This is a genomic window from Streptomyces hebeiensis (assembly GCF_052983195.1).
In genome coordinates this window covers 6,038,451-6,062,754 of record NZ_CM129812.1, presented here as the reverse complement: position 1 = coordinate 6,062,754, position 24,304 = coordinate 6,038,451, and the positions used below count along the sequence as shown (strand labels likewise).

Genomic DNA, 24,304 nt, shown 5'->3' with positions numbered 1-24,304 from the left:
CGGGCGTACCGGCGGCGGGCGGACGGTCAGCTGCAGCCGCTCGTGGAGCCGCAGCCCTCGCAGATGTAGCAGGAGCCGGCGCGCTGCATCTTCGTACCGCAGGAGAAGCAGAGCGGGGCGTCGGCGCTGATACCGAGCTGCATCTCGACCAGTTCGGCCGAGGTGTGGGCCTCCTTGGGTGCCGGGACCGTGGCCGCGGCCGCTGGGGCGGACGCCTCGGGGCGCAGGTTGGCGGGCCGGGCCGGCGCCTCGTCGGCCGGGTCCTCCAGGTCCTCCTCGACCGGTTCGTACGAGCCGGTGTCCAGGTGGCGCTGGCGCTCCTCCGCGGAGTGGATCCCCAGGGCGGAGCGGGTCTCGAAGGGCAGGAAGTCCAGCGCGAGACGGCGGAAGATGTAGTCGACGATGGACTGGGCCATCCGCACGTCCGGGTCGTCCGTCATACCGGCCGGCTCGAAGCGCATGTTGGTGAACTTGGAGACGTAGGTCTCCAGCGGCACGCCGTACTGGAGGCCGACGGAGACGGCGATGGAGAAGGCGTCCATCATGCCCGCCAGGGTGGAGCCCTGCTTGGACATCTTGAGGAACACCTCGCCGAGGCCGTCGTCCGGGTAGGAGTTGGCGGTCATGTAGCCCTCGGCGCCACCCACCGTGAAGGAGGTGGTCAGCCCGGGACGGCCCTTGGGGAGGCGCTTGCGGACGGGCCGGTACTCGATGACCTTCTCGACGGCCTCGCGCAGTACTTCCTCGGCCTTCTCGGCGACCTTCTCCTCCTCCTTCTTCTTGGCGGAGAGGGGCTGGCCGACCTTGCAGTTGTCGCGGTAGATGGCGAGCGCCTTGACGCCCATCTTCCACGCCTCGAAGTAGACCTCCTCGACGTCCTCGACGGTGGCGCTCTCGGGGAGGTTCACCGTCTTGGACAGCGCACCGCTGATCCAGGGCTGGATGGCCGCCATCATGCGGACGTGACCCATGGCGGAGATGGAGCGCTCGCCCATCGCGCAGTCGAAGACCTCGTAGTGCTCGGCCTTCAGGCCGGGGGCGTCGATCACATTGCCGTGCTCGGCGATGTGGGCGACGATCGCCTCGACCTGCTCGGACTGGTAGCCGAGGCGGCGCAGCGCCTGCGGGACCGTGCCGTTGACGATCTGCATCGAGCCGCCGCCGACCAGCTTCTTGAACTTGACCAGGGCGAGGTCGGGCTCCAGGCCGGTGGTGTCACAGGACATCGCGAGGCCGATCGTGCCGGTGGGCGCGATGACCGACGCCTGCGCGTTGCGGAATCCGTTCTTCTCGCCGAGGCGGAGCACGTCCTGCCATGCCTCCGTGGCGGCGGCCCAGACGGGGGTGTCCAGGTCGTCCACGCGGACTGCGGCGGCGTTGGCGTCGGCGTGCTGCTTCATGACGCGCTTGTGCGGCGTGGCGTTGCGGGCGTAGCCGTCGTACGCGCCGACGACCGCGGCCAGCTCGGCGGAGCGGCGGTAGGAGGTGCCCGTCATCAGGGAGGTGATGGCGCCGGCGAGGCTGCGGCCGCCGTCGGAGTCGTACGCGTGGCCCGTGGCCATCAGCAGGGCGCCGAGGTTGGCGTAGCCGATGCCGAGCTGGCGGTAGGCGCGGGTGTTCTCGCCGATCTTCTGCGTGGGGAAGTCCGCGAAGCAGATGGAGATGTCCATCGCGGTGATGACCAGCTCCACCACCTTGGCGAAGCGCTCGGCCTCGAAGGCCTGGTTGCCCTGCCCGTCGTCCTTCAGGAACTTCATCAGGTTCAACGAGGCCAGGTTGCACGAGGTGTTGTCCAGGTGCATGTACTCGCTGCACGGGTTCGAGCCGTTGATCCGGCCCGACTCGGGGCAGGTGTGCCAGTGGTTGATCGTGTCGTCGTACTGGATGCCGGGGTCGGCGCAGGCCCACGCGGCCTCGGCCATCTTGCGGAAGAGCGCCTTGGCCTCGACCTCTTCGATGACCTCGCCGGTCATCCGGGCGCGCAGGCCGAACGTGCCGCCGTTCTCGACGGCCCGCATGAACTCGTCGTTCACGCGGACCGAGTTGTTGGCGTTCTGGTACTGGACGGACGTGATGTCGTCGCCGCCCAGGTCCATGTCGAAGCCCGCGTCGCGCAGGGCGCGGATCTTCTCCTCCTCCTTGACCTTGGTCTCGATGAAGTCCTCGATGTCGGGGTGGTCGACGTCCAGGATGACCATTTTGGCCGCCCGGCGGGTGGCGCCGCCGGACTTGATCGTTCCCGCGGACGCGTCCGCGCCGCGCATGAAGGAGACCGGACCCGAGGCGTTGCCGCCGGATGAGAGGAGTTCCTTGGAGGAACGGATGCGGGAGAGGTTCAGGCCGGCGCCGGAGCCCCCCTTGAAGATCATCCCCTCTTCCTTGTACCAGTCGAGGATCGAGTCCATGGAGTCCTCGACGGACAGGATGAAGCAGGCCGAGACCTGCTGCGGCTGCGGCGTGCCGACGTTGAACCACACCGGCGAGTTGAAGCTGAAGATCTGGTGCAGCAGGGCGTAGGCCAGCTCGTGCTCGAAGATCTCGGCCTCGGCGGGGGAGGCGAAGTAGTGGTAGTCCTCGCCGGCCTTCCGGTACGTCTTCACGATCCGGTCGATGAGCTGCTTGAGGCCGGTCTCGCGCTGCGGGGTGCCGACGGCCCCGCGGAAGTACTTGCTGGTGACGATGTTGACCGCGTTCATCGACCAGAAGTCGGGGAACTCGACGCCACGCTGCTCGAAGTTGACCGAGCCGTCGCGCCAGTTGGTCATGACGACGTCACGGCTCTCCCACGACACCTCGTCGTACGGGTGCACGCCGGGTGTGGTGTGGATCCGCTCGACACGCAGTCCCTTGGCAGCCTTCGCCCCCTTGGCTCGGGAACTCCGCGCCGGACCACTCGCCGTCTCTGTCATGCCGCCTCCCATATACGTACAAAAACGCCCTGCCGTGCCGTCTTCTTCCCATGACACGGGGGATGTGTGTGATGCCCGGGGCGCGTGAGCACACCCGTGACAGGTCTTGATCGCCGCGAAGCGGCCGGGGCCGGCCCGGCCGGTCAGTCCGCGGCGGTGACGGACGCGGGGACCTCCCGGTCGCCGGCGGCGCCGCCTTCTTCCGAGGGAGGCCGCTCGCGGAGTTCCGCGATGGCGGCCTCGAAATCTTCGAGCGAGTCGAACGCCCGGTACACGGACGCGAAACGCAGGTACGCGACGAGGTCGAGTTCCCGCAGCGGACCGAGTATGGCCAGCCCCACGTCGTGGGTGGTCAGCTCGGCACTCCCGGTGGCGCGCACCGCCTCCTCGACCCGCTGGCCGAGCTGGGCGAGGGCGTCCTCGGTGACGGGCCGCCCCTGGCATGCCTTGCGGACACCGGAGATGACCTTGGTGCGGCTGAAGGGCTCGGTCACGCCGCTGCGCTTGATCACCATCAGTGACGCCGTCTCGACCGTCGTGAAGCGACGGGAGCAGTCGGGGCACTGGCGACGGCGGCGGATCGACGTCCCGTCGTCGGTGGTGCGACTGTCGACCACACGACTGTCGGGGTGCCTGCAGAAGGGACAGTGCATGGCTCCCGATCCCTCCTTCACAGCGCGACGAAACAGCCCCGTCGAGACCCGCGAAGAGCCCCTCGAAGCGATCCCCAGCATAGGCGATCGCCACCGCGTTCAACGACGGGGGACCACAACTTCTGGGCGGCGGCGACAATCCAACCACTAGATCTGGGGGTTTGCCGCACCGTGCCCGTATGCGTGTCGGGCGGGCGGGCGGCATCTCCCCGGGCGTTTCCCGGGCGCGCGGACCGGCGTCGAGCGTACGGGAGGGGCGCTCCGGGCGGACGCCCGGGGGCCGCCGACGGCCGACCGCGCGGCCACCGGGAGGGCCGGCCGGGAGCGGCCCACGCGCGGCACCGTACGGCTCCGCGCCGCCCCGCCACGAGGCCCTCACCTCGAGGCCCGATACGGCCTATACACCCGGGAGGTCCCTTACGGCGGTTACTCTGCGATTTTTCACTCGAACGTGTGTTTGGCGCAACCTTTCGAAAGCTACTACCGTTGTCGAGCTAGGGAGAACACATCGAGAGGGGCCGACGTGACCACCACCGCAGACAGTGCCACCATCACCGCGCAGGACCGCTCCCCGAGCCGACTCGAGCCGGTACACACCATGAATGACGCCGCCACGACCCCGGAGGGGCCCAAGCCCGGCCGTTCGCTGCCCGGCCGGCCTCCAGGCATCAGGGCCGACAGCTCCGGGCTCACGGACCGGCAGCGGAGGGTCATCGAGGTCATCCGCGACTCCGTCCAGCGCCGCGGCTACCCGCCGTCGATGCGGGAGATCGGCCAGGCCGTGGGGCTGTCCAGCACGTCGTCGGTCGCCCATCAGCTGATGGCCCTGGAGCGCAAGGGCTTCCTCCGCCGTGACCCGCACCGGCCGCGGGCGTACGAGGTCCGGGGCTCCGACCAGCCGAGCACGCAGGCGACGGACACGACCGGCAAGCCCGCCGCCTCGTACGTGCCGCTGGTCGGCCGGATCGCCGCCGGCGGGCCGATCCTCGCGGAGGAGTCCGTCGAGGACGTCTTCCCGCTCCCCCGCCAGCTGGTGGGCGACGGCGAGCTGTTCGTCCTGAAGGTCGTCGGCGACTCGATGATCGAGGCCGCGATCTGCGACGGTGACTGGGTGACGGTCCGCCGCCAGCCCGTCGCGGAGAACGGGGACATCGTGGCCGCGATGCTGGACGGCGAGGCGACCGTCAAGCGCTTCCGGCGCGAGGACGGGCACGTATGGCTCCTCCCCCACAACGCGGCGTACCAGCCGATCCCCGGTGACGAGGCGACGATCCTCGGCAAGGTGGTGGCGGTCCTCCGCCGCGTCTGACCGCGCTGAGAGCACGCGGACGCCGACGGTCTCCGGCCCGTGGGCCGGTTTCCCTGGCGAAGTCGAACCGTTGCGGTACTCACCGGATGACGGCGGGTACCGCAACGTCGTGTTCGCGGCCCTGTCGTGTCGCCCGCATCCCGTTGGACGTCGTGTCCCGGCGTATGCGGACGCGTTCGGACCGTGCTCCACGCCCCCGGCCCGACACGGCACGCGGCCGGATCGACACGGCATGCGGCCGGACCGGGCACGGGCATAGGCGCAGGCATCGGCCAGGCATAGGCGCAGGTCGGACTACGTACCGGCCGCACGGGCGGCCTCGTCGATCGCGGCCAGGGACCGGCGGACCTGGTTGCGGTCCGTCGTGTACCAGAACTCGGGCAGCGACGCCCGCAGGAAGCTGCCGTAGCGCGCGGTGGCGAGCCTCGGGTCCAGGACGGCCACGACCCCCCGGTCGCCGCTCGCCCGCACCAGGCGGCCCGCCCCCTGGGCCATCAGCAGCGCCGCGTGCGTCGCGGCCACCGACATGAAGCCATTGCCGCCGGCCTCCTCCACCGCCTTCTGCCGCGCGCTCATCAAGGGGTCGTCCGGGCGGGGGAACGGGATGCGGTCCATCACCACCAGCTGGGAGCTGGGCCCCGGCACATCGACGCCCTGCCACAGCGAGAGCGTGCCGAACAGACAGGTCTTCGGATCGGCGGCGAAGGTCTTGATCAGCTCGCCGAGGGTGTCCTCGCCCTGGAGCAGGACCGGCAGGTCCAGCCGGCCGCGCAGCTCCTCCGCCGCGGCCTGGGCGGCCCGCATCGAGGAGAAGAGGCCGAGCGTGCGGCCACCGGCCGCCTCCACCAGCTCCGCCAGCTCGTCCATCATGTCGCCGCGCGAGCCCTCCCGGCCCGGGGTGTTCAGATGGCGGGCCACGTACAGGATGCCCTGCTTGCGGTAGTCGAAGGGGGAACCGACGTCGATGCCCTTCCACTGGGGCAGGTCGTCGCCCTCCGTGCCCTCCGGCGCCAGCCCGAGCGAGGCGCCCACTCCGTTGAAGTCGCCACCCAGCTTGAGGGTGGCGGAGGTGAGCACGACCGAGCGGTCCGCGAAGAGCTTCTCCCGCAGCAGCCCCGAGACGGACAGCGGGGCGACCCGCAGGGACGCGCCGAAGCGGTCGTGCCGCTCGAACCAGACCACGTCGTACTCGGAACCGGCCACGATCCGCTCCGCGACGCCGTGGACGGACTCGACGGAGCCGAGGGCCTGCTTCCGTACGACGTCCTCGTCCTGCACGGACGCGTCGCGTGTCGAGCCCAGCGCCGAGATGACCGTACGGGAGGCGTCCCGCAGCGCCGTCAGGGCGTAGCCCAGGTCCTCGGGGATCTCCTCCAGCCGCCCGGGCAGAGCCAGCTCCATGACGCGCTCGAAGCCCTCGGCCGCCGTCTGGAGCGCGTCCGCCACCTTCTCGTCGACCAGCTTCGCCGCCCGCCGGACGGCTCGCTGGACCTGGCCGGGCGTGAGCTCGCCCGTGGCCACGCCGGTGACCCGGGAGACCAGCTCGTGCGCCTCGTCCACGATCAGCACCTCGTGCTGCGGGAGGACCGGGGCCCCCTCGATCGCGTCGATCGCCAGCAGCGCGTGATTGGTGACGACGACATCGGCGAGCTTGGCGCGCTCCCGGGCCATCTCCGCGAAGCACTCGGCTCCGTAGGCGCACTTCGACGCGCCGAGGCACTCCCGGGAGGTGACGGAGACCTGGGACCAGGCGCGGTCGGACACGCCGGGCGTGAGGTCGTCGCGGTCACCGGTCTCCGTGTCGTCCGCCCAGTCCCGCATCCGCAGCAGGTCCTGGCCCAGTTTGCTGCTGGGCGCGGCCGCCTCGAACTGGTCGAAGAGCCCTTCGTCCTCGTCCTGCGGCATGCCTTCGTGCAGGCGGTGCAGACAGAGGTAGTTCGACCGGCCCTTGAGCATGGCGAACTCCGGGCGCCGGCGCAGCAGCGGGTGCAGTGCGTCGACCGTGCGCGGCAGGTCCCGCTCCACGAGCTGGCGCTGCAGCGCCAGGGTCGCGGTGGCCACCACGACCCGCTCTCCGTGCGCCAGGGCCGGCACCAGGTAGCCCAGGGACTTTCCGGTGCCGGTCCCGGCCTGGACGAGCAGGTGGGACGGGGCGTCGATGGCCTCGGCGACGGCCTCGGCCATGGCGACCTGGCCTGGCCTTTCCATGCCGCCGACCGAGGTGACGGCGGCATGGAGGAGCTCGGGGAGTGATGGCTTCGTCATAGCCCGACCAGACTACGGGGCGCCACCGACAACGGGCGTCACTCGTTCGAGGGCAACCGCGCGGCCGGGGCACCGTGCGCCACGGCGGCCAGCGGGTTGGGGACCGTGCCGTGCACGGCGGCGTGCGGCCGCTCCGACCGGTCCCGGTAACCGTCCAGGTGGAGCCGGTTCCGGTTCAGACAGAGCCGCTCGATCCGGGGCGTGAGCAGGTCGAACAGCTCGAAGCGCTCCTTCAGCTCCGGGAAACCGGCCTGGTAGCGCAGTATCTCGGCCCGCACGAGGGCCCAGAACTCCGCCTCGGGAACGCCCAGTTGCTCCTCGCACAGCGGGGCCAGATAGCGGAACACCCCCACGAAGAGCCCGGAATGGATGAACTGGGTGAGGAAGCCGGGCTCCTCCGTGAGGAGGACGTCCTTCACGTCCGCGGGCATCGACTCGTGCTCCGGCAGCGGCCGGGCGCTGACGTTGACGTCGTCGACGAAGTCCTTCACCGCCAGCCGCACGGGCACGTCCCGCTCGTCGAAGACGACGATGGCGTTCTCGCCGTGCGGGGAGAAGACCGTCCCGTATCGGTAGAGGAAGTGCAGCAGGGGCGGCAGCATCGCCGCGAAGAGCCGCTGGAGCCAGTCGGCGGCGGCCAGCCCGGAGCGCTCGACCAGTTCCGCGGTGAACGCGCGCCCCCGCGGATCCGTATGGATGAGCGACGCGAGCGTCCGGGCTCGCTCGCCGGGGGCCAGCCGGGCCTGGAGGGGCTCGCGCCAGATGGCTCCGAGCAGTTCCTTGTACTGGTACGGGACTTCGGGGAGGTGGTCGTACAGCGGGTGCTCGACGGTGACGGAGGCGACCTCGCCCAGCAGGATCACCCGGCACCGCTCGCGCAGGAACGGATCGGCGTCCCGCAGGGAGTGGACCCACGCGGTGACGGCGGGCGCCGCCAGCGTGCGCTCGGTGGGCAGACCGCGCCAGACCAGGGTGTTGAGAATCGACAGGGGCAGCTTGACCGTGTGCCGCTCGGGCCGGCTCACGTTCAGGAAGGTACGGATGGACTGCTGCGGCAGGCGGAGGTCGCCGTCGGTGGGGAGCGGGACGATCGCCCCTTCGGCCAGGGCCGGCGCGTACAGGTGCACCAGCACGTCGTCCCACTGCCATGGGTGGACGGGGAGGTAGAGGTACGCGGCGGGGTCGAGCCCCCGGTCGCGCAGGACCGCGTCGAAGCGCTCGCGCGTCCCGGCGTCGAGTTCCCCCTCGTACAGCCGATCGGGGGTGGCCAGCGCCTCGACACCCCGGTAGGCGGCGAGCGAGGTGCTGACCGCGATCCAGGGCAGCCTGGCGGGCGTGCGGCCCTCGGGTGCCCAGCGGGCGGTGTCGGTGGCGGAGAAGCCGACCCGGCCCTTGTTGAGGACGATCCACGGGTGCCCGGTCTGGTGGCCTTCCAGTTCGGCGTAGCCGAGGTCGGCGAGGCGCGCGGCCGGGAGGGCGGTGTGGTCGAGCCGGGCGTCGGCGGCGAGCGTCGTGGTGAGCTCCCGTACGAGGTGCCCCAGGGTCTCGCCGTCCAGACCCAGTTGCCGGCGGGACAGGACGAGGAAGCGCAGCGGGTCGGTGAGGGGACGGCCGTCGCAGAGGAGCGAGTCGGGGTCGACCCGCCAGCTGTCGTACGAGCCGCGGGCGGCCAGGAAGGTGAGCGTCTCGCCCGCGTCGAGCAGGAGGGTGTAGCGGGAGTACGCGGCGGTCCCCGGGGCGGTGCCCGGGCGGTCGGCGTCGTCGGCGGGGCCCGGGACGGGCCGGACGATCTCCTCGTACGCGAACTCCGCGAGCAGCTTGGCGAGGAGGCGGCTGCCGGCCCGACGCCAGGCGAGGGGGTTCAACTCGGGCGGGGAGAACAGAACGGTGGGATCGTCCGGCACGCGCGATACGCCCGGCGCGTCCGGCACGCCCGGCGCGTCCGGCACGCCCGGCGCGGGTGACCCGGGTTCGGTTGTGGCCCCGGCACCGGCACTGGCACCGGCTATGGATTCGGTGACGGACCCGGCTATGGACCCGGCGGTGGAGTCGGGCGCGGGGGCGGACTTCGGAACGTGCTTCGGCACGAGGGACTCCTCGGGGAGGGAACCGATGACGATCGAGCGGTTGGGTTGATTCGACTGGCGGGGTTGACGCGGTGTCGCGGTGGAAGCGGAGTCGCGGTGGCGTGGTGGACGCGGGGTGAGCACGAGGGAATCGACGGTCGCGGTGGGCAGGGACGGGCTGAACGGGCCGCTCAGAGGAGTTCGCGGTACGCGCGGTCGCGGACCATCAGAGCGGCCCGTTTGTCGGGCAGGTCGATCTCGGCGCCGAAGCGGAACCCGGCGCCGAGGAACGCGGACACGGACGGTGTGTTGCGCAGGTCGGGCTCCGCGACGACGCGCCCGCACCGGGGGCGGTGGTCGAGGATCAGGTCGGCCACCGCCCGCAGGAGCGTGGTGCCCACGCCGCGGCCCCTGTTGGCGACGCCTCCGACCAAGAGGTGTATCCCGGTGTCGTGGGGCCGGGCGGGATAGTGGCGCGCGAGCGGGTCCAGGTCCGCCCGGTAGATCTCCCAGTAACTCATCGGGGTGCCGTCCAGCACCCCCAGGCAGGGGACGCTGCGCCCGTCGCCGTCGAGCTGGGGGCGCAGATGGCCGGCGGTGACGTCGTCCGGCCCGGCGAGGTTCCAGAAGGCGGCCACCGCCGGGTCGTTCATCCAGCGGCCGATCCGTGCCAGATCGCGTGCCAGCACGACGGGGACGAGCCGGAACACGCCCACGGGGGTGGTGGCCGCGCCCCAGCCGGGAAGGGCGTCGAGCAGATCACCGGCCGGCCGCCCGGCCGCCGGTCGCTCACCCGGCGCCTCCTCGCCGCTCCTCACGTCCCCGGGCGCCCTCGCGTCGGCCGGTTCCTTGCCCATCGCTGCGGACACGGTCATCGGTTCGTCCTCCCCCGAAGCTGCGTTGAAATCCGGATCCTGGCCCCGCTCGGCCCCGCCAGCCCCGGGCCGGTCCGCCGGTGCGGGGCCCGGGAGTTCAGGCGTGGAGGGGGTTGGCGATGGTCACGTACACCGACTGGGTGTCGACGGGGCCGACCAGCTCGTCCAGACCGTGCAGTCGCGTGAGCAGGTTGCCCTTGCAGCGCAGGGTGGGGGTCGCCAGGAGCTGTTCCGGCAGCGGCGAGCCGAGCCCGGTCGCCCCGGCGAGGAACCGGCGGAAGGCCGCGATCAGCAGCCGCTCGTCGGCCAGCCCCTGCGACCCGAACGCCCCGATCAGACCGAGCACGTTGTTGATCCCGAGGTAGTAGGCGAAGCGCTCGTCGGTGACCTCGTCGGAGACGAAGGTGTCACTGACCGAACCGATCCCGGGCAGCCGCCGGTCCAGCGCGGCCCGGTGGGACTCACGGAAGTAGTACCCCTGGTTGTCGCGGTACCGGCCGCCGGCCGGCCAGCCGTCGGAGTCCAGCAGCACCAGCGTGTTCTGCTGGTGCGCCTCCAGCGCGATGCCGGCCGCGCCGTCCAGCCAGAGCACGGGGCGTACGACCTGGTCGAGGTAGCGCAGGAACCACTCGGCCGACACGGCGCCCGTGGCCCGGCCGGTGCGGGCGGCCAGGTCCGAGACGATCGCGGCCAGCCGTGAGTACATGCCGATACGTCCGGGGTACGGGCGCGGCGCGGTGAGCCCGGCGATGCAGACGGCGTCGTCGTCCGCCCGGAAGGGGTTGTGGCGCACCATCACGTCCAGCCCGGCGACGGGTTCGCCCGCCGGCGTGTCGACGGCGAGCCAGGCCGGGTCGCGGACGATGTCGAAGCCGGGGTGCGCGGCCTGCCACTCCCTGGTGAGACCGCTGCGCAGCAGGCGCTGGACCTCCACGCCCCGGTGCAGTTCCTTGCGCAGGTTCTCCCGGCGGGAGTTGGTGATCCGTACGCCGAGCGAGAGCTTGAGCATGGCGGGGGCGCCGGGCCGGTGGACGGTACGGATCGAGGAGGTGGGGTGCCAGGGGGCGCCGTGCGGCCCGAGGTCGTGCAGCAGGCCGGCGTCGAGGAGCGCGGCGACGGCGGGACGGTGGAGCACGTCACGCGCCTGCCAGGGGTGCAGGGGCAGCGCGACGGTGCCGTCGGGCAGTGACACGTCGCCCAGGAGGCGGGCCGTGAGCCGTTCGGCCGGGACGACACGGCCCTGCTCGGTCCAGGCCGAGTCGCTCGCGAGGACGGACCGGTCGACTGCCATCCAGTGCAGCGGGAAGGAACCGCGCACCTCCGGTGAGTACCGCCGGGCCTCGGCCTCGGACAGGCCCTCCCTGCTCTTGGGCGTGGGGTGCAGCGGGTGGCCGAGCAGCAGCGACTGCTCGGCGGTGAGGAACGGGTCGGCGCCTGCGGCGGCTTCGGGACGCGCCCGCCGGTCGGTGATGAAGGCGGCCGTGTGGGCGACGGAGCCGGCGACGCGGCCGACCAGATCGGCGCCCTGGCAGTGGCCCGACTCACGGCCGAGGAGGGCCGCGACCGTGACGGCGTCGGCGGCCGGCGCGTCCTGCGGGGCGCTCTCCAGGAACGGCATGCCGAAGCGGTGCCAGCCGGTGGCCGACCAGTACCGGACGGGCACGAGGAGGGCGGTGCCGCTGGCGGCGAGCGGGATCCGCAGCAGGTCGCCCTCCGGACGGTGCAGGTCGGTCTCCCGGACCCAGCAGCGCAGCAGGTTCTCGGTGGCGGCCGCGTCGGCGGCCTTCTCCGGATCCGGGTGGTCGAGGTGGTCGGGGTGGCCGAGCCGGCCCGGGTCGCCGAAGTGGCTCGGCCGTCCGACGAGTTCGTCATGTCCGACGCGCTCGGCACGCTCACCGGAAACGACGCGTTCGGCGCTGTCGGCCCGCTCGACGCCGGTCGCCTCGGCCCGCTCGGCGCTGTCGCCCGACCCGGCCGTGTCGGCCTGGCCGGGGCCGGCGGTGTCGACGGGATCGACGCCACTCGGCGGATCCGCCGGAGACCCGGCGTCGGCCCGCGAGAGGCCCGGGACCGTACCGCCGCCCGGGGCCGGGCCGTCGACCGGGACCGTACCGCCGGCCGAGGCCGCGCTGGCCGCCGGAACAGGGGCGCCTGCCGCGGCCGGTGAGGGCTGGTGGCCGCCCGTCGCCTGGCGCGGCACGGTCAGCGGTACCGCCGCCTGCGGTGCGTGGCCGTTACCCGACGCGTCCCGTCGGCCGCTTCCGGCGTCGCGCGTCGGCGCGTTCGCGGTGGGACGGCCGTCGGCCTCGGGAACATCGGGTGAAGGAGTGGGATTCACGAGGGCTTCCTTGGGAGAGCGTCCGGGGCGGTTGCGACGGGGCCGTCCGTCATCGGTACGGCCGGTCGGTTTCCTTCCCGCACGGCGGGCTGGTTTCTCCGTGCCGGAGCGCGGCGCGCTCGGCGGCGGCCAGGGCGTCGGCGAACCGGTCGAGGACCGCGACGGCCTGTTCGTCGGTGATGGTCAGCGGCGGGAGCAGTCGCACGACGGACGCGTGGCGCCCGCCCAGTTCGACGATCAGGCCGCGGCTCAGGCACTCGCGCCGGACGGCGGCGGCGAGTTCCGGTGCGGGCGGCGGCGGATCGCCGGCGGCCTGGGCGACAAGTTCCACACCGATCATGAGACCACGTCCGCGCACGTCGCCGACGCACGGGTGGTTCGCGGCCAGTCCCTCCAACTGCCCGAGCATGCGCGCGCCGAGCACCGCCGCGCGCTCGGCGAGCCCGTTCTCCCGGACGTACGCGAGGGTCGCCGCACCGGCCGCCATCGCGAGCTGGTTCCCCCGGAAGGTGCCCGCGTGGGCGCCGGGGCGCCAGCAGTCGAGGTCCTCGTGGTAGACGATCACGGCGAGCGGCAGCGAACCGCCGATCGCCTTGGAGAGCACCATCACGTCCGGTGTGATCCCGCTGTGCTCCACGGCCCAGAACGTACCCGTCCGCCCCACTCCTGTCTGTACCTCGTCGGCGATGAGCGGGACGGACCGGTCGGCCGTGATCCGGCGCATGGCACGCAGCCAGTCGTCCGGGGCGGGAATCACCCCGCCCTCGCCCTGGACCGGTTCGACGATCATCCCGGCGGGGGCGGGCGCGCCGCCCTTGGCGTCGTCCAGCAGGTTCTCCGTCCAGCGCGCGGCCAGTTCGGCGCCGCGCGCCCCGCCGGTGCCGAACGGGCAGCGGTAGTCGTACGGGTACGGCAGCCGGGTCACCCGTACGTCCGGGGCGCCGCCGGAGACGGCGAGGGCCCCTTCCGTCATGCCGTGGTAAGCCCCGGTGAAGGCGAGGAGACCACCGCGGCCGGTGGCGGTACGGACCAGCTTCAGGGCGGCCTCGACCGCGTCCGTCCCGGCGGGGCCGCAGAACTGCGCCCGGGCCGTCCGCGCGAACCGCGGCGGCAGCGTCGCGAACAGCTCCGTGGTGAAGGCGTCCTTGACGGGCGTGGCGAGGTCGAGCACGTGCAGCGGGGCCCCGGAGTCGAGGACCTTCCTGATCGCTTCCAGGACCACGGGGTGGTTGTGGCCGAGGGCCAGCGTGCCCGCGCCCGACAGACAGTCCAGATAGCGCCGTCCGTCCGCCCCTTCGATCGTCAGCCCCCGGGCACGGACGGGCACGATCGGCAGTGAGCGCGCGTACGTACGGGCGGCGGACTCGCGCAGGGACTGGCGCCGGAGGATGCCTTCGTGCGCGACGGTCGGCGCCGCCGGTGCTTTCTCGGTCACGGCCACGGCTTGTCGTCCTCCCGTTGTCACGGTTCGGTCCCATGTCAGTACGGTCCAGGGGCGCCGATCGTTCGACAGTGGACGCCGGTCCGGTCCCCCCGCGCACGCCCTCCTACAGAGCAACGACGCGAGTGGCCCGGGATCACGGGCAGTGGCAAGATCGTCGCGGGCGTCGTCCGGCCTGGTCCGAACGAAAGGCCCTGGGCGGGCCGGAACCGTGCCCCTGCCGCACACCGTCCCCTTCGGCACCGGGCATAGTGGGGGGCCGCACTCCGGTCCCGCACCGCGACCGGGTTGCCGCTGTTGACGTCCATTACCCCGACTCCATCACCTTTGTTCCGATTCCACAGCCCGTCGTCCCGGCTCCGCGCCGGACGTCGAACGGCGCACCGCTGCCACATCCCAGGGGGATCACGCCATGCGACCCATTCGCCCCACTCTCGCCGCCCGCCGGGGAAGGAGCGCGCGGCGCAGACTTTCCCCCGTCCTCGCGGCGGCCTCCATAGCCACGGCCCTCGCGCTGACGGCCACCGCCTGCGGTCCCGACGACGGTGACGCCGACGCGCGGGCGAGCGAGTCGGCGGACATCGGCGGCTCCGGCGGCGCGGGGTCGGACGGGAAGATCGTCATTCCCGACGAGCTCAAGGACAAGCTCAAGGAGCGCGGGTTCGACCTGGACAAGTGGCGGGGCGGTGAGTGGAAGAACTGGGACCGGGACAAGTGGCTGCGTGAGGCGAAGGACTTCGTCAACCCGGTCATCGAGGGCCTGTGGGACCAGGACCGCATGCGCGACGCCGAGGAGCCGCCGGAGAAGCCCGTCGACGACGAGCAGAACTGGGACGACGCGGGTGTCAGCGACCCGACCCCGGCCCCGGTCGAGGCGCGGGCGGTGAACACCCCGTACGGCGACAACGCTCCCACGTCGGGCAAGTTGTTCTTCGACGGGCCCGAGGGCTCGATGGTCTGCTCGGCGACCGTGGTCCAGGACCCCGCCCACCCCGGCAAGTCCAACCTGGTCTGGACGGCCGGTCACTGTGTGCACGCGGGCAAGAAGGGCGGCTGGTACCGGAACCTCGCCTTCGTCCCCTCCTACAACAACGAGGGCCTGTCGACGGCCGGGCTGGAGACCGCCGCCAAGGAGCAGGTCGCCCCGCACGGCGTGTGGTGGGCCGACTGGGGGCAGACCTCGCAGCAGTGGATCAGCCAGGGGGCCTCGACCGGCGGACAGGGCGCCCCGTACGACTTCGCGGTCATCCACGTCACCCCGGAGAAGGGCGGTGACGGCACGTCGCTTGAGGAGACGGTCGGCGGGGCACTGCCGGTGGAGTTCAACGCCCCGGAGACCCCGAGGATCGCGAGCATGACGGCGACCGGTTACCCGGCGGCTCCGCCGTTCGACGGGCAGAAGATGTACCAGTGCCAGGACAAGCCCGGCCGGCTCTCGGTGAAGGCCGACGACCCGTCGATGTACCGGGTGGGCTGCACCATGACCGGCGGTTCGTCCGGAGGCGGCTGGGTGGCCACCGGACAGAACGGTGAGCCCGCCCTCGTGTCCAACACCTCCATCGGCCCGGTGAAGGCCGGCTGGCTGGCGGGCCCGCGGCTCGGCGAGGTGGCCGAGGGCGTCTACGACGGCGTCAGCAAGAAGTTCGCGAACAAGTAGACATGTAGGACTGGTCAGTCGCCTGGCCCACCGCGTGTCCGGCGGTGCTCCGCCGGACACGCGGTGGGGCGGGAGGCGGTACGGCAGGAGGCCCGCCACCCTCGTCGCGAGGGTGGCGGGCCTCCTGTTCGTCACCGCGTCAGCGGGCCACCGGTACGTACGGGGCGAGCGCCGCCGCCAGCTCCTCGTGGACGCGGGCCTTCAGCACCGTGCCCTCCGGGGTGTGCTCCTCGGAGATCACCTCGCCCTCGGCGTGTGTCCGCGAGACCAGCGCGCCCTGCGTGTACGGCACGAGGACCTCGACCTCGACCTCGGGACGGGGCAGCTCGGCATCGATCAGCTCCAGCAGTTCCGCGATGCCGGCGCCCGTGCGGGCCGAGACGGCGACCGCGTCCCGCTCGGCGCGCAGCAGGCGCTGGAGGACCAGGGGGTCCGCCGCGTCGGCCTTGTTGATCACCACGATCTCGCGCACGTCCCCGCCCACCTCGCGGATCACCTCGCGCACGGCGGCGAGCTGCTCGTCGGGCGCGGGGTGCGAGCCGTCCACCACGTGCAGGATCAGGTCGGAGTCGCCGACCTCCTCCATCGTGGAGCGGAACGCCTCGACCAGGTGGTGGGGCAGGTGCCGGACGAATCCGACCGTGTCGGCCAGGGTGTACAGCCTGCCGCCCGGGGTCTCGGCCCGGCGTACGGTCGGGTCGAGGGTGGCGAACAGCGCGTTCTCCACCAGGACGCCCGCGCCCGTGAGGCGGTTGAGCAGCGACGACTTGCCCGCGTTGGTGTAGCCGGCGATCGCGACCGACGGCACCTTGCGCCGTCGCCGCTCCTGGCGCTTGATCTCGCGGCCGGTCTTCATCTCCGCGATCTCCCGGCGCATCTTCGCCATCTTCTCGCGGATCCGCCGCCGGTCCGTCTCGATCTTGGTCTCACCGGGGCCCCGGGTGGCCATGCCGCCACCGCCGCCGCCACCCATCTGCCGGGACAGCGACTGACCCCAGCCGCGCAGCCTCGGCAGCATGTACTGCATCTGTGCGAGCGCGACCTGCGCCTTGCCCTCCCGGGACTTGGCGTGCTGGGCGAAGATGTCCAGGATCAGCGCCGTACGGTCGACGACCTTGACCTTGACGACGTCCTCCAGGTGGATCAGCTGGCCGGGGCTGAGCTCACCGTCGCAGACGACGGTGTCGGCGCCGCTGTCCAGGACGATGTCGCGCAGCTCCGCGGCCTTGCCGGAGCCGATGTACGTGGCGGGATCGGGCTTGTCGCGGCGCTGGATCACCCCGTCGAGCACGAGCGCGCCCGCCGTCTCGGCCAGGGCGGCCAGCTCGGCCAGCGAGTTCTCCGCGTCGTACACGGTGCCCGAGGTCCATACGCCGACCAGCACGACGCGCTCCAGGCGCAGCTGCCGGTACTCGACCTCGGTGACGTCCTCAAGCTCGGTGGACAGGCCCGCCACCCGTCGCAGGGCGGCGCGGTCGGAGCGGTCGAACTGGTCCCCGTCCCGCTCTCCGTCGATCTCGTGGCTCCAGGCGACGTCCTCTTCCATCAGGGCATCGGCCCGGAGGCTCTCGGTGCGGGGATCCGCCGTGCGGGGATCCGCGAGATTCTGTGCGGCCTGGGAAAAGGAAGAAGAGGAGGTCATTGGATCCTTACGTCGAAGACTCCGGTGGGCTTGCGTCACGGGTGCTCGCCGGGAGTCCCGTCACGACTGTCACAACGCGTGCTGAGCGGGAAAGATTCCCGGGGCCGCGCCGACCCGTCGATGGTGGCACGGTTCGGCGCGGCCGTCACTCCGGTTTAGGGACCCTTACAGACCGCCGACCGACCGGTGCGTACGCGGCGGGCTGCCGGCCTTGCCGCCCTTCGCCGGCTTGACAGGCTTGACGGGCTTCACCTCCGGAACGGGCCTGGTGGCGGGCTTGGCGGGCTTGACCTGCGGGGAGGGCTTCGCCTGCCCGGCGGGCCGCGGTGCCTTCGGCGGCTTCGCCGTGCCGGCCGCCGTGCCGCTGCTCCAGTTCGCGTGACCGGGCATCGGAGGGGTCTTCTTCGCGTACAGCCACGCCTGGAAGAAGGCGGACAGATCACGCCCCGCCGTCCTCGACGCCAGCGCGACGAAGTCCGCCGTGCTCGCCGTGGCGTCCCGGTGGTCGCGCACCCACGACCGCTCCAGTCGTTCGAAGGCGTCCTTCCCGATCTCCTGCCGCAGCGCGTACAGCACCAGCGCGCTGCCGTCGTAGACCACCGGCCGGAACAGGCTGATCTGTTCACCGGGTGCCGGTGGCTCCGGCGCCGCCGGTGGCCCGCCCGCCGCGCGCCACTCGTCGGAGCGCCGGTAGGCCTCGCGCATCCGCGTCTCCAACGACTTCTTGGCGTGGTCCTGCGCGTAGAGGGCCTCGTACCAGGTGGCGTGCCCCTCGTTGAGCCAGAGGTCGGACCACCGGTGCGGCGTGACGCTGTCGCCGAACCACTGGTGGGCCAGCTCGTGGACCATCACGGAGTCCACGTACCACTCCGGGAACTCCGTGCGGGTGAACAGCCGTCGCTCGAACAGCGAGAGCGTCTGCGTCTCCAGCTCGAAACCCGTCTCGGCACCGGCGATCAGCACACCGTAGGTCTCCAGGGGGTACGGGCCCACGTGCCGTTCCATCCAGCGGATCTGGTCGGGCGTCTTCTTCAGCCAGGGCTCCAGCTTCGTGCGGTCGGCGGCGGGCACGACGTCCCGCAGCGGCAGTCCGCCGGGCCCCTCGCGGTGCACCACGGCCGAGTCGCCGATGGAGACCTGGGCCAGCTCCGTGGCCATGGGATGGCGGGTGCGGTACGTCCACCGCGCGAGGTCCCCGGCGCGGGACTTCGCCACCCGCGTCCCGTTGGCGACGACCGTCAGCCGGGCCGGTGCCGTGACGCGGAAGGTGAAGTACGCCTTGTCCGCCGGGTGGTCGTTGCCCGGGAAGACACGGTGGCCGGCGTCCGCCTGGTTGGCCATCGCCAGCCCGTCGGCGGTGCGCAGCCAGCCGCCGCCGGTACCGCCGGGGTCGCTGGTGTGGTGGACGGTGATCCGCGTCCGGGCGCCCTCCGCGACCGGGACGGCCGGAGTGACGACCAGGTCCTCGTCGGCCGTCGCGAACCGCGCGGGACGCCCGTCCACGGCGACCGAGGCGACCTTGCCGTGCGTGAAGTCGAGGTTGATCCGGTCCAGCCGCTGGGTCGCCCGCGCGTCGATCGTGGTGACGGCGTCCAGCGGCTTGCTGTTGTCGCCTCCATAGGTGAAGTCGAGGTCGTAGGAGAGGACGTCGTAACCGGGGTTGCCCAGGTGGGGGAAGAGCGGGTCGCCGATCCCGAGCGGCTGGGGCGCGGGCAGGGTGGCGGCGACGAGCGTGGCCGAGGCGGCGGCGAGCAGGGCGGCACGCAGTCGGCGGGAAGTGAGGCGCATGGACCACGGCTATCAGCGCCCGGGCGGCGCGAAGCGACGGCGCGCTCCGCGCCCACCCGAAAGGGGCAGGTCAGCGCGTGGGAGCCCGCCGGATGCCGCGCGTCGCCGGGTTGACGCACGGCCCTCGTACGCGACACCCGTCACGGCCCCGCGCGGCCGGTGCCGGGACGGTGCCCGGGGCCGCTGAGCGATCCCGGCCGGACAGGGCCTAAGAGGTCGCGCGACCTCTAGGCGCGGCTGACGTCGTACACGCCCGGTACCTCGCGCATGGCGCGCATCAGGCCGGGCAGCCCGTCCGCCCCGGGTAGTTCCAGCGTGTACGTGTGCCGCACGCGCTGCTCGCTCGGCGGTTCCACGGTGGCCGAGACGATCGCGGCGCCCGCCGTGGCGATGGCGTCCGTCAGCTCGGCCAGCAGCCGGGGGCGGCCGAAGGACTCCGCGCGCAGGGTGACCCGGCACCCGGGCACCCGGCTCCAGCCGACCCCGACCGGGACCCGGCCGAGCGCGCGCATCCTGGCCACGGCGGGACACGCCTCGCGGTGGACCGTGACGACACCGCCGCGCACGGCGAACCCGGTGACCGGATCGGGTGCCTCGGGCGTACAGCAGCCCGCCAGCCGCACGGTGGCTCCGGGCGGATCCACCACGACGTCACTGGCCTCGGCTCGCTCCGCGGGGGCCGCCAGAGGCGCGCGGGGCGCGTCGTCCGGCGGCCCCGCGGGGTCCGGGTGGGCCGCCAGCCAGCCCTCGATCGCGATCCGGGCGGCGGGGGTACGGGCGTGTTCCAACCACTCGGGCGAGGGGCCCGTCGCCCCGTCGTGAGCCAGCAGGAGTTGCACGGTGTCCCCGTCGCTCAGGACCGTGCTCAGCGTCGCCAGGCGGCCGTTGACCCGGGCCCCGAGGCAGGCGTGCGCGGCTTGCCCGTACTGCGCGTAGGCCGCGTCCACGCAGGTCGCCCCGGCCGGCAGGCCGAGCATGCCGCCCTCGGCGCGGAAGACGGTGATCTCCCGGTCCTGGGCGAGGTCGGCACGGAGCGTCGTCCAGAACGTGTCGGGGTCGGGGGCGGACCGCTGCCATTCCAGGAGCCGGGAGAGCCAGCCGGGCCGGGTCGGGTCGGCCCGCTCGCCGTCCTGCGGTTCGGCGGCTCCGTCCCGCCCTTCCCCGGCGGCCGGTTCCGGCTGCGTGCCGTAGGGCGGTCCCACGCTGTGGGCGTACGGATTGCCGAGCGCGACGACCCCGGCCTCGGCGACCTTGTGCATCCGGTGCGTCCGGATGAGGACCTCGGCGACCGCGCCGTCCGGACCGGCCACCGCCGTGTGCAGCGACTGGTACAGGTTGAACTTGGGCGCCGCGATGAAGTCCTTGAACTCGGAGATCACCGGCGTGAAGCAGGTGTGCAGCTCGCCCAGGACTGCGTAGCAGTCGGCGTCCTCGCCCACGAGGACGAGCAGCCTGCCGAAATCCGTGCCGCGCAGCTCGCCGCGTTTGAGCCGGGAGCGGTGGACGGAGACGAAGTGCCGGGGCCGTACCAGGACTTCGGCCGCGATGCCCGCCTCCCGCAGCACGCGTCTGACGTCCTCGGAGATGGCGGCCAGCGCGTCCCCCGCGGTGGCGTTGTCGGCGATCAGGGCACGGGTGTACGCGTAGTCGTCGGGGTGCAGGATCGCGAAGACCAGGTCCTCCAGCTCGGTCTTGAGCGCCTGGACGCCCAGCCGTTCGGCGAGCGGGATGAGGACGTCCCTGGTGACCTTGGCGATGCGGGCCTGCTTCTCCGGCCGCATCACGCCGAGCGTGCGCATGTTGTGCAGCCGGTCAGCCAGTTTGATCGACATCACCCGTACGTCGTTGCCGGTGGCGACGAGCATCTTCCGGAACGTCTCCGGCTCGGCGGCGGCGCCGTAGTCGACCTTCTCCAGCTTGGTCACGCCGTCGACCAGGTAGCGGACCTCCGCGCCGAACTCGGCCCCCACCTGATCGAGAGTCACGTCCGTGTCCTCGACGGTGTCGTGGAGGAGCGAGGCGGTCAACGTGGTCGTCTCGGCGCCGAGTTCGGCGAGGATCAGGGTGACGGCCAGCGGGTGGGTGATGTACGGCTCGCCGCTCTTGCGGAACTGGCCGCGGTGCGAACTCTCCGCGAGCACATACGCCTTGCGCAGCACGGCGAGGTCCGCGTCGGGATGGTGCGCGCGGTGGGCGTCCGCGACGTGCGCCATGGCGTCGGGCAGCCGGTGCCGGGAGGCGGGTCCCAGTAACGCCGCCCGGCCGAGCCTGCGCAGGTCGATCCTGGGAATTCCGCGTCTGCGGCTGTGGGCACCTGGGTTGGTGGCCTCTGCGCTCATGGGCACCTCCGGCATCTTCGACCGGCGGCGGACGAGCGGGAGCGCCCTCCGGGCCGGTGCTTGATGCTATCCACCCGGTCGCGGCGAGCGGCCCCGGTATCGTCCGGCGTGAAACGGATCACCCATTCGAGCGATCGGCCACGGCGCGCGCCGCGCGGGATCCGCGTGCCCGCGGCGTCCGCCGGGCCGCGTGGTCACCGCCGGTGGGCGAGCGGGGCGGCACCAGCGCCGCCCGGATGGCCGTGCCAGGACGCCTCGCCACCGGGCAATCCGGCCGACACGGCACTTGTCACCGGGCCGCGACGAGCCAGGCCGGGTCGATGTGCCCCTCCGCGACGATCACGGCGGGGCCCGTCATCTCGATTCCGCCGTCGGGCCGCTCGGTGATCAGCAGCCGCCCACCGGGGAGGTCCACCGTGTACGTGACGGGCAGGCCGGTGCGGGCGGGGTCCTGCCCGTCACGGCGGGCCGTGGCGACGGCCACGGCGCAGGCGCCCGTACCGCAGGACCGGGTCTCTCCGGAGCCACGCTCGTGGACGCGCATCGCGACGTGGCGCGGTCCCCGGTCGACGACGAACTCCACGTTCACCCCGTCCGGGTAGACGGACGCGGGGGCGACCGGCGGCGCGGAGAGCAGGTCGCCCGCCTGCGCGAGGTCGTCGACGAAGGTGACCGCGTGCGGGTTGCCCATGCTGACGTGCCGTGCGGGCCTGTCCCGGCCGTCGACGGTGACCGTCACCTCGTCGTCGGGGAGTGCGGCGCGGCCCATGTGGACCGTGATGTCACCGTCCTCCGTGGCCGCGCCCTCGGGGCCGGTGCCCTTGGCGAGGTGCACCCGCTTCACTCCGGCCCGGGTGGCCACGGCCAGGTCACCGGACTCCACGTGACCGGCGCGCTGGAGGTAGCGGGCGAAGACGCGGACCCCGTTGCCGCACATCTCGGCGACCGATCCGTCGCTGTTGCGGTAGTCCATGAACCACTCGGCCTCGCCGGCCATGGCCCGGGCCTCGGGGTGCGCCGCCGACCGTACGACGCGCAGCAGCCCGTCGCCGCCGATGCCGGCCCGGCGGTCGCACAGGGCGGCGACGGCGCGCGCGGGCAGGTCGAGGCCGTTGTCCGGGTCGGGGACGATCACGAAGTCGTTCTCCGTCCCGTGGCCCTTGAGAAAGGCGATCGGGGCGTTCGGGGTGTTCCGCATGGTCCGGTCGGTGCTCACGGGATCCATCGTACGAGCAGCCGCCGACAACGCCCGTCGGCGGTCTCCGTCGGCTCCCGCCGGGACTCGTCGCCGGGCCGTTACGCGCCTGCGTCAGCACCGCCCCGCCGGCGTCCCGCCGCACCGGCCGGTCGCGCGCGTCAGCGCAGCCGGGCGACCCGCCAGATCGCCAGGCCCACGACGGCGACGGCCACGACCGCGTACAGCGCGACGACCCGCCAGTCCTGGCGCTCGCCGGAGGCCCGGCCGACCAGGCCCGGCCAGGTGTGGCCGACCCGACGGGCGGCCATCATGCCCCAGCCGGCCGCGCAGGAGCTGAGGAGCAGACCCAACATCGCCACGACCGCGCCGACCTCTGCCGTGCCGAAGGCCAGGGGGAACGCGAACATCAGGGAGCCCACGGCGGCCAGGATCACGATCGGGGCCAGCTGCCAGATCCGCAGCCGGCGCGGCGGACGCAGCTCGACCTCCACCTCCGGAATCGCGGTCTGCTCCTCCGGCCCGTCGGGGCTCAGCCCGGGGGTGTCCGCCTGGAGATCTTCCGACAGCTCTGCCCGGGCGTCCGGGGCCGCTGTCGGTTCTCTGTCGCGAGGGCCGGCCTCCATCGCCACGCGCCCTCCCCATTTGGACTCCACTGGACCGGCCCGCGCCCGACGGTCGGCCGATGCTCGATGATGGCACGCCCGTGAGGACCGGATTGACGGACGGAGCGTCCCGATGCCATCACGTGATCAGGCTGTGACCGCTCGTTCGACCAACGAGAGCGCCCGGTGCGGAAGTTCCGCCCGCTGCTCGACACCGCCGGGCAGCCAGTGCACGCGCGCGTCGCGGCGGAACCACGAGTCCTGCCTGCGGGCGAAGCGTTTCGTGGCGCGCACGGTCTCGGCGCGGGCCTCGTCGTCGGTGCACTCCCCCGCGAGCGCCGCCAGGACCTGCTGGTACCCCAGGGCGCGGGAGGCGGTCCGGCCCTCGCGCAGGCCCTTCACCTCCAGGCCGCGCACCTCGGCCACCAGCCCCTCCTCCCACATGCGGTCCACGCGCCGCGCGATCCGGGCGTCCAGTTCGGGGCGTGCGACGTCCACGCCGATCTGGACGGTGTCGTAAACCGAGTCGTGGCCGGGCAGATGGGCGGTGAACGGCTTACCGGTGATCTCGATCACTTCCAGGGCACGGACGATCCGGCGCCCGTTGCTGGGCAGGATCGCGCGGCCCGCCCGCGGGTCGGCCGCCGAGAGCCGGGCGTGCAGCGCGCCGGACCCGCGCAGAGTGAGCTCGGCCTCCAGCCGGGCCCGCACCTCGGGGTCCGTCCCGGGGAAGTCGAGGGCGTCGATGGCGCCCCGTACGTACAGGCCGGAGCCGCCCACCAGAACGGGCGTGCGCCCGGCGGCCAGGAGGCGGTCGATCTCCGCCCTGGCGAGCCTCTGGTACTCGGCCACGCTGGCGGCCTCGGTGACCTCCCAGATGTCCAGCAGGTGGTGGGGGACCCCGGCGCGCTCCTCGGCCGTCAACTTCGCGGTGCCGATGTCCATCCCCCGGTAGAGCTGCATGGAGTCGGCGTTGACGACCTCACCGTCCAGTTCCCGGGCGAGGTGCACGCCCAGATCGGACTTGCCGGCCGCGGTGGGCCCGACGACGGCAATGACTCGCGGTGGGGTAGCTGCGCTTCTCACGGCCCCAGTCTCGCAAACGCGGACCGCCTCCCCGAACGAGTTACGTGACGACCCTACCGACGGGTTCGCCCCCCGCGCGCCGGCCCCCGGTCCACCGGTGCGGACCGTCGGGTGCGCGCGGCGCTCGGCAGCGCGG

Annotated in this window: 15 protein-coding genes; 2 read left to right on the top strand and 13 right to left on the bottom strand. The window is 72.6% G+C overall.

Translation table 11 applies throughout. From position 1 onward, the window contains the following. Nucleotides 1–26: 26 nt before the first annotated feature. Nucleotides 27–2,909, bottom strand: coding sequence for a vitamin B12-dependent ribonucleotide reductase (locus ACU6P3_RS25995; protein WP_447194337.1), 2,883 nt, complete (start codon nt 2,907–2,909; stop codon nt 27–29). A gap of 143 nt (nt 2,910–3,052) precedes the next feature. Continuing rightward, nucleotides 3,053–3,562, bottom strand: coding sequence for a transcriptional regulator NrdR (gene nrdR / locus ACU6P3_RS25990; RefSeq protein ID WP_030745360.1), 510 nt, complete (start codon nt 3,560–3,562; stop codon nt 3,053–3,055). A 523-nt stretch (nt 3,563–4,085) separates the two neighbouring features. Between nrdR and lexA the strand changes: the two genes are divergently transcribed. Continuing rightward, nucleotides 4,086–4,871 carry a transcriptional repressor LexA gene (gene lexA, locus ACU6P3_RS25985; RefSeq protein ID WP_030745363.1) on the top strand — a complete coding sequence of 262 codons (786 nt, stop codon included), beginning with the start codon at nt 4,086–4,088 and terminating at the stop codon, nt 4,869–4,871. Between the two features lie 294 nt (nt 4,872–5,165). On the opposite strand, the gene ACU6P3_RS25980 is transcribed toward lexA, so the two are convergent. The 5 genes from ACU6P3_RS25980 to ACU6P3_RS25960 form a co-directional block, all read right to left on the bottom strand. Beyond that, nucleotides 5,166–7,136: an ATP-dependent DNA helicase gene (locus ACU6P3_RS25980; RefSeq protein WP_447194336.1), complete on the bottom strand. Its 1,971-nt coding sequence runs from the start codon at nt 7,134–7,136 to the stop codon at nt 5,166–5,168. Between the two features lie 38 nt (nt 7,137–7,174). Further along, on the bottom strand, nt 7,175–9,085 hold the full coding sequence (locus ACU6P3_RS25975) for an IucA/IucC family protein (protein WP_447198075.1): 1,911 nt from the start codon (nt 9,083–9,085) through the stop codon (nt 7,175–7,177). Nucleotides 9,086–9,393: 308 nt separating this feature from the next. Continuing rightward, nucleotides 9,394–10,059, bottom strand: a complete 666-nt coding sequence (locus tag ACU6P3_RS25970; protein WP_447198074.1) for a GNAT family N-acetyltransferase — start codon at nt 10,057–10,059, stop codon at nt 9,394–9,396. A 115-nt stretch (nt 10,060–10,174) separates the two neighbouring features. Further along, nucleotides 10,175–12,415 carry an IucA/IucC family protein gene (locus ACU6P3_RS25965; RefSeq protein WP_447194335.1) on the bottom strand — a complete coding sequence of 747 codons (2,241 nt, stop codon included), beginning with the start codon at nt 12,413–12,415 and terminating at the stop codon, nt 10,175–10,177. Nucleotides 12,416–12,464: 49 nt separating this feature from the next. Beyond that, nucleotides 12,465–13,856, bottom strand: coding sequence for a diaminobutyrate--2-oxoglutarate transaminase family protein (locus ACU6P3_RS25960; RefSeq protein WP_447194334.1), 1,392 nt, complete (start codon nt 13,854–13,856; stop codon nt 12,465–12,467). 412 nt (nt 13,857–14,268) lie between these two features. On the opposite strand from ACU6P3_RS25960, the gene ACU6P3_RS25955 reads away from it, so the two are divergent. Continuing rightward, complete coding sequence (locus ACU6P3_RS25955) at nt 14,269–15,513, top strand: trypsin-like serine peptidase (protein WP_447194333.1); 1,245 nt, start codon at nt 14,269–14,271, stop codon at nt 15,511–15,513. A 139-nt stretch (nt 15,514–15,652) separates the two neighbouring features. On the opposite strand, the gene hflX is transcribed toward ACU6P3_RS25955, so the two are convergent. From hflX to miaA, 6 genes are all read right to left on the bottom strand, one after another. After that, nucleotides 15,653–17,155: a GTPase HflX gene (gene hflX / locus ACU6P3_RS25950; protein WP_344270871.1), complete on the bottom strand. Its 1,503-nt coding sequence runs from the start codon at nt 17,153–17,155 to the stop codon at nt 15,653–15,655. A 165-nt stretch (nt 17,156–17,320) separates the two neighbouring features. Beyond that, nucleotides 17,321–18,943, bottom strand: coding sequence for a M1 family metallopeptidase (locus tag ACU6P3_RS25945; RefSeq protein ID WP_447194332.1), 1,623 nt, complete (start codon nt 18,941–18,943; stop codon nt 17,321–17,323). Nucleotides 18,944–19,170: 227 nt separating this feature from the next. Beyond that, nucleotides 19,171–21,282: a RelA/SpoT family protein gene (locus tag ACU6P3_RS25940; protein ID WP_447194331.1), complete on the bottom strand. Its 2,112-nt coding sequence runs from the start codon at nt 21,280–21,282 to the stop codon at nt 19,171–19,173. A gap of 289 nt (nt 21,283–21,571) precedes the next feature. Then, nucleotides 21,572–22,507: a diaminopimelate epimerase gene (gene dapF / locus ACU6P3_RS25935; RefSeq protein ID WP_447194330.1), complete on the bottom strand. Its 936-nt coding sequence runs from the start codon at nt 22,505–22,507 to the stop codon at nt 21,572–21,574. A gap of 131 nt (nt 22,508–22,638) precedes the next feature. Further along, nucleotides 22,639–23,103, bottom strand: a complete 465-nt coding sequence (locus tag ACU6P3_RS25930) for a hypothetical protein (protein ID WP_447198073.1) — start codon at nt 23,101–23,103, stop codon at nt 22,639–22,641. A gap of 126 nt (nt 23,104–23,229) precedes the next feature. Further along, entirely contained in the window at nt 23,230–24,168 is a 939-nt protein-coding gene (miaA, locus tag ACU6P3_RS25925) for a tRNA (adenosine(37)-N6)-dimethylallyltransferase MiaA (RefSeq protein ID WP_447194329.1), read from the bottom strand. Nucleotides 24,169–24,304: the final 136 nt, after the last annotated feature.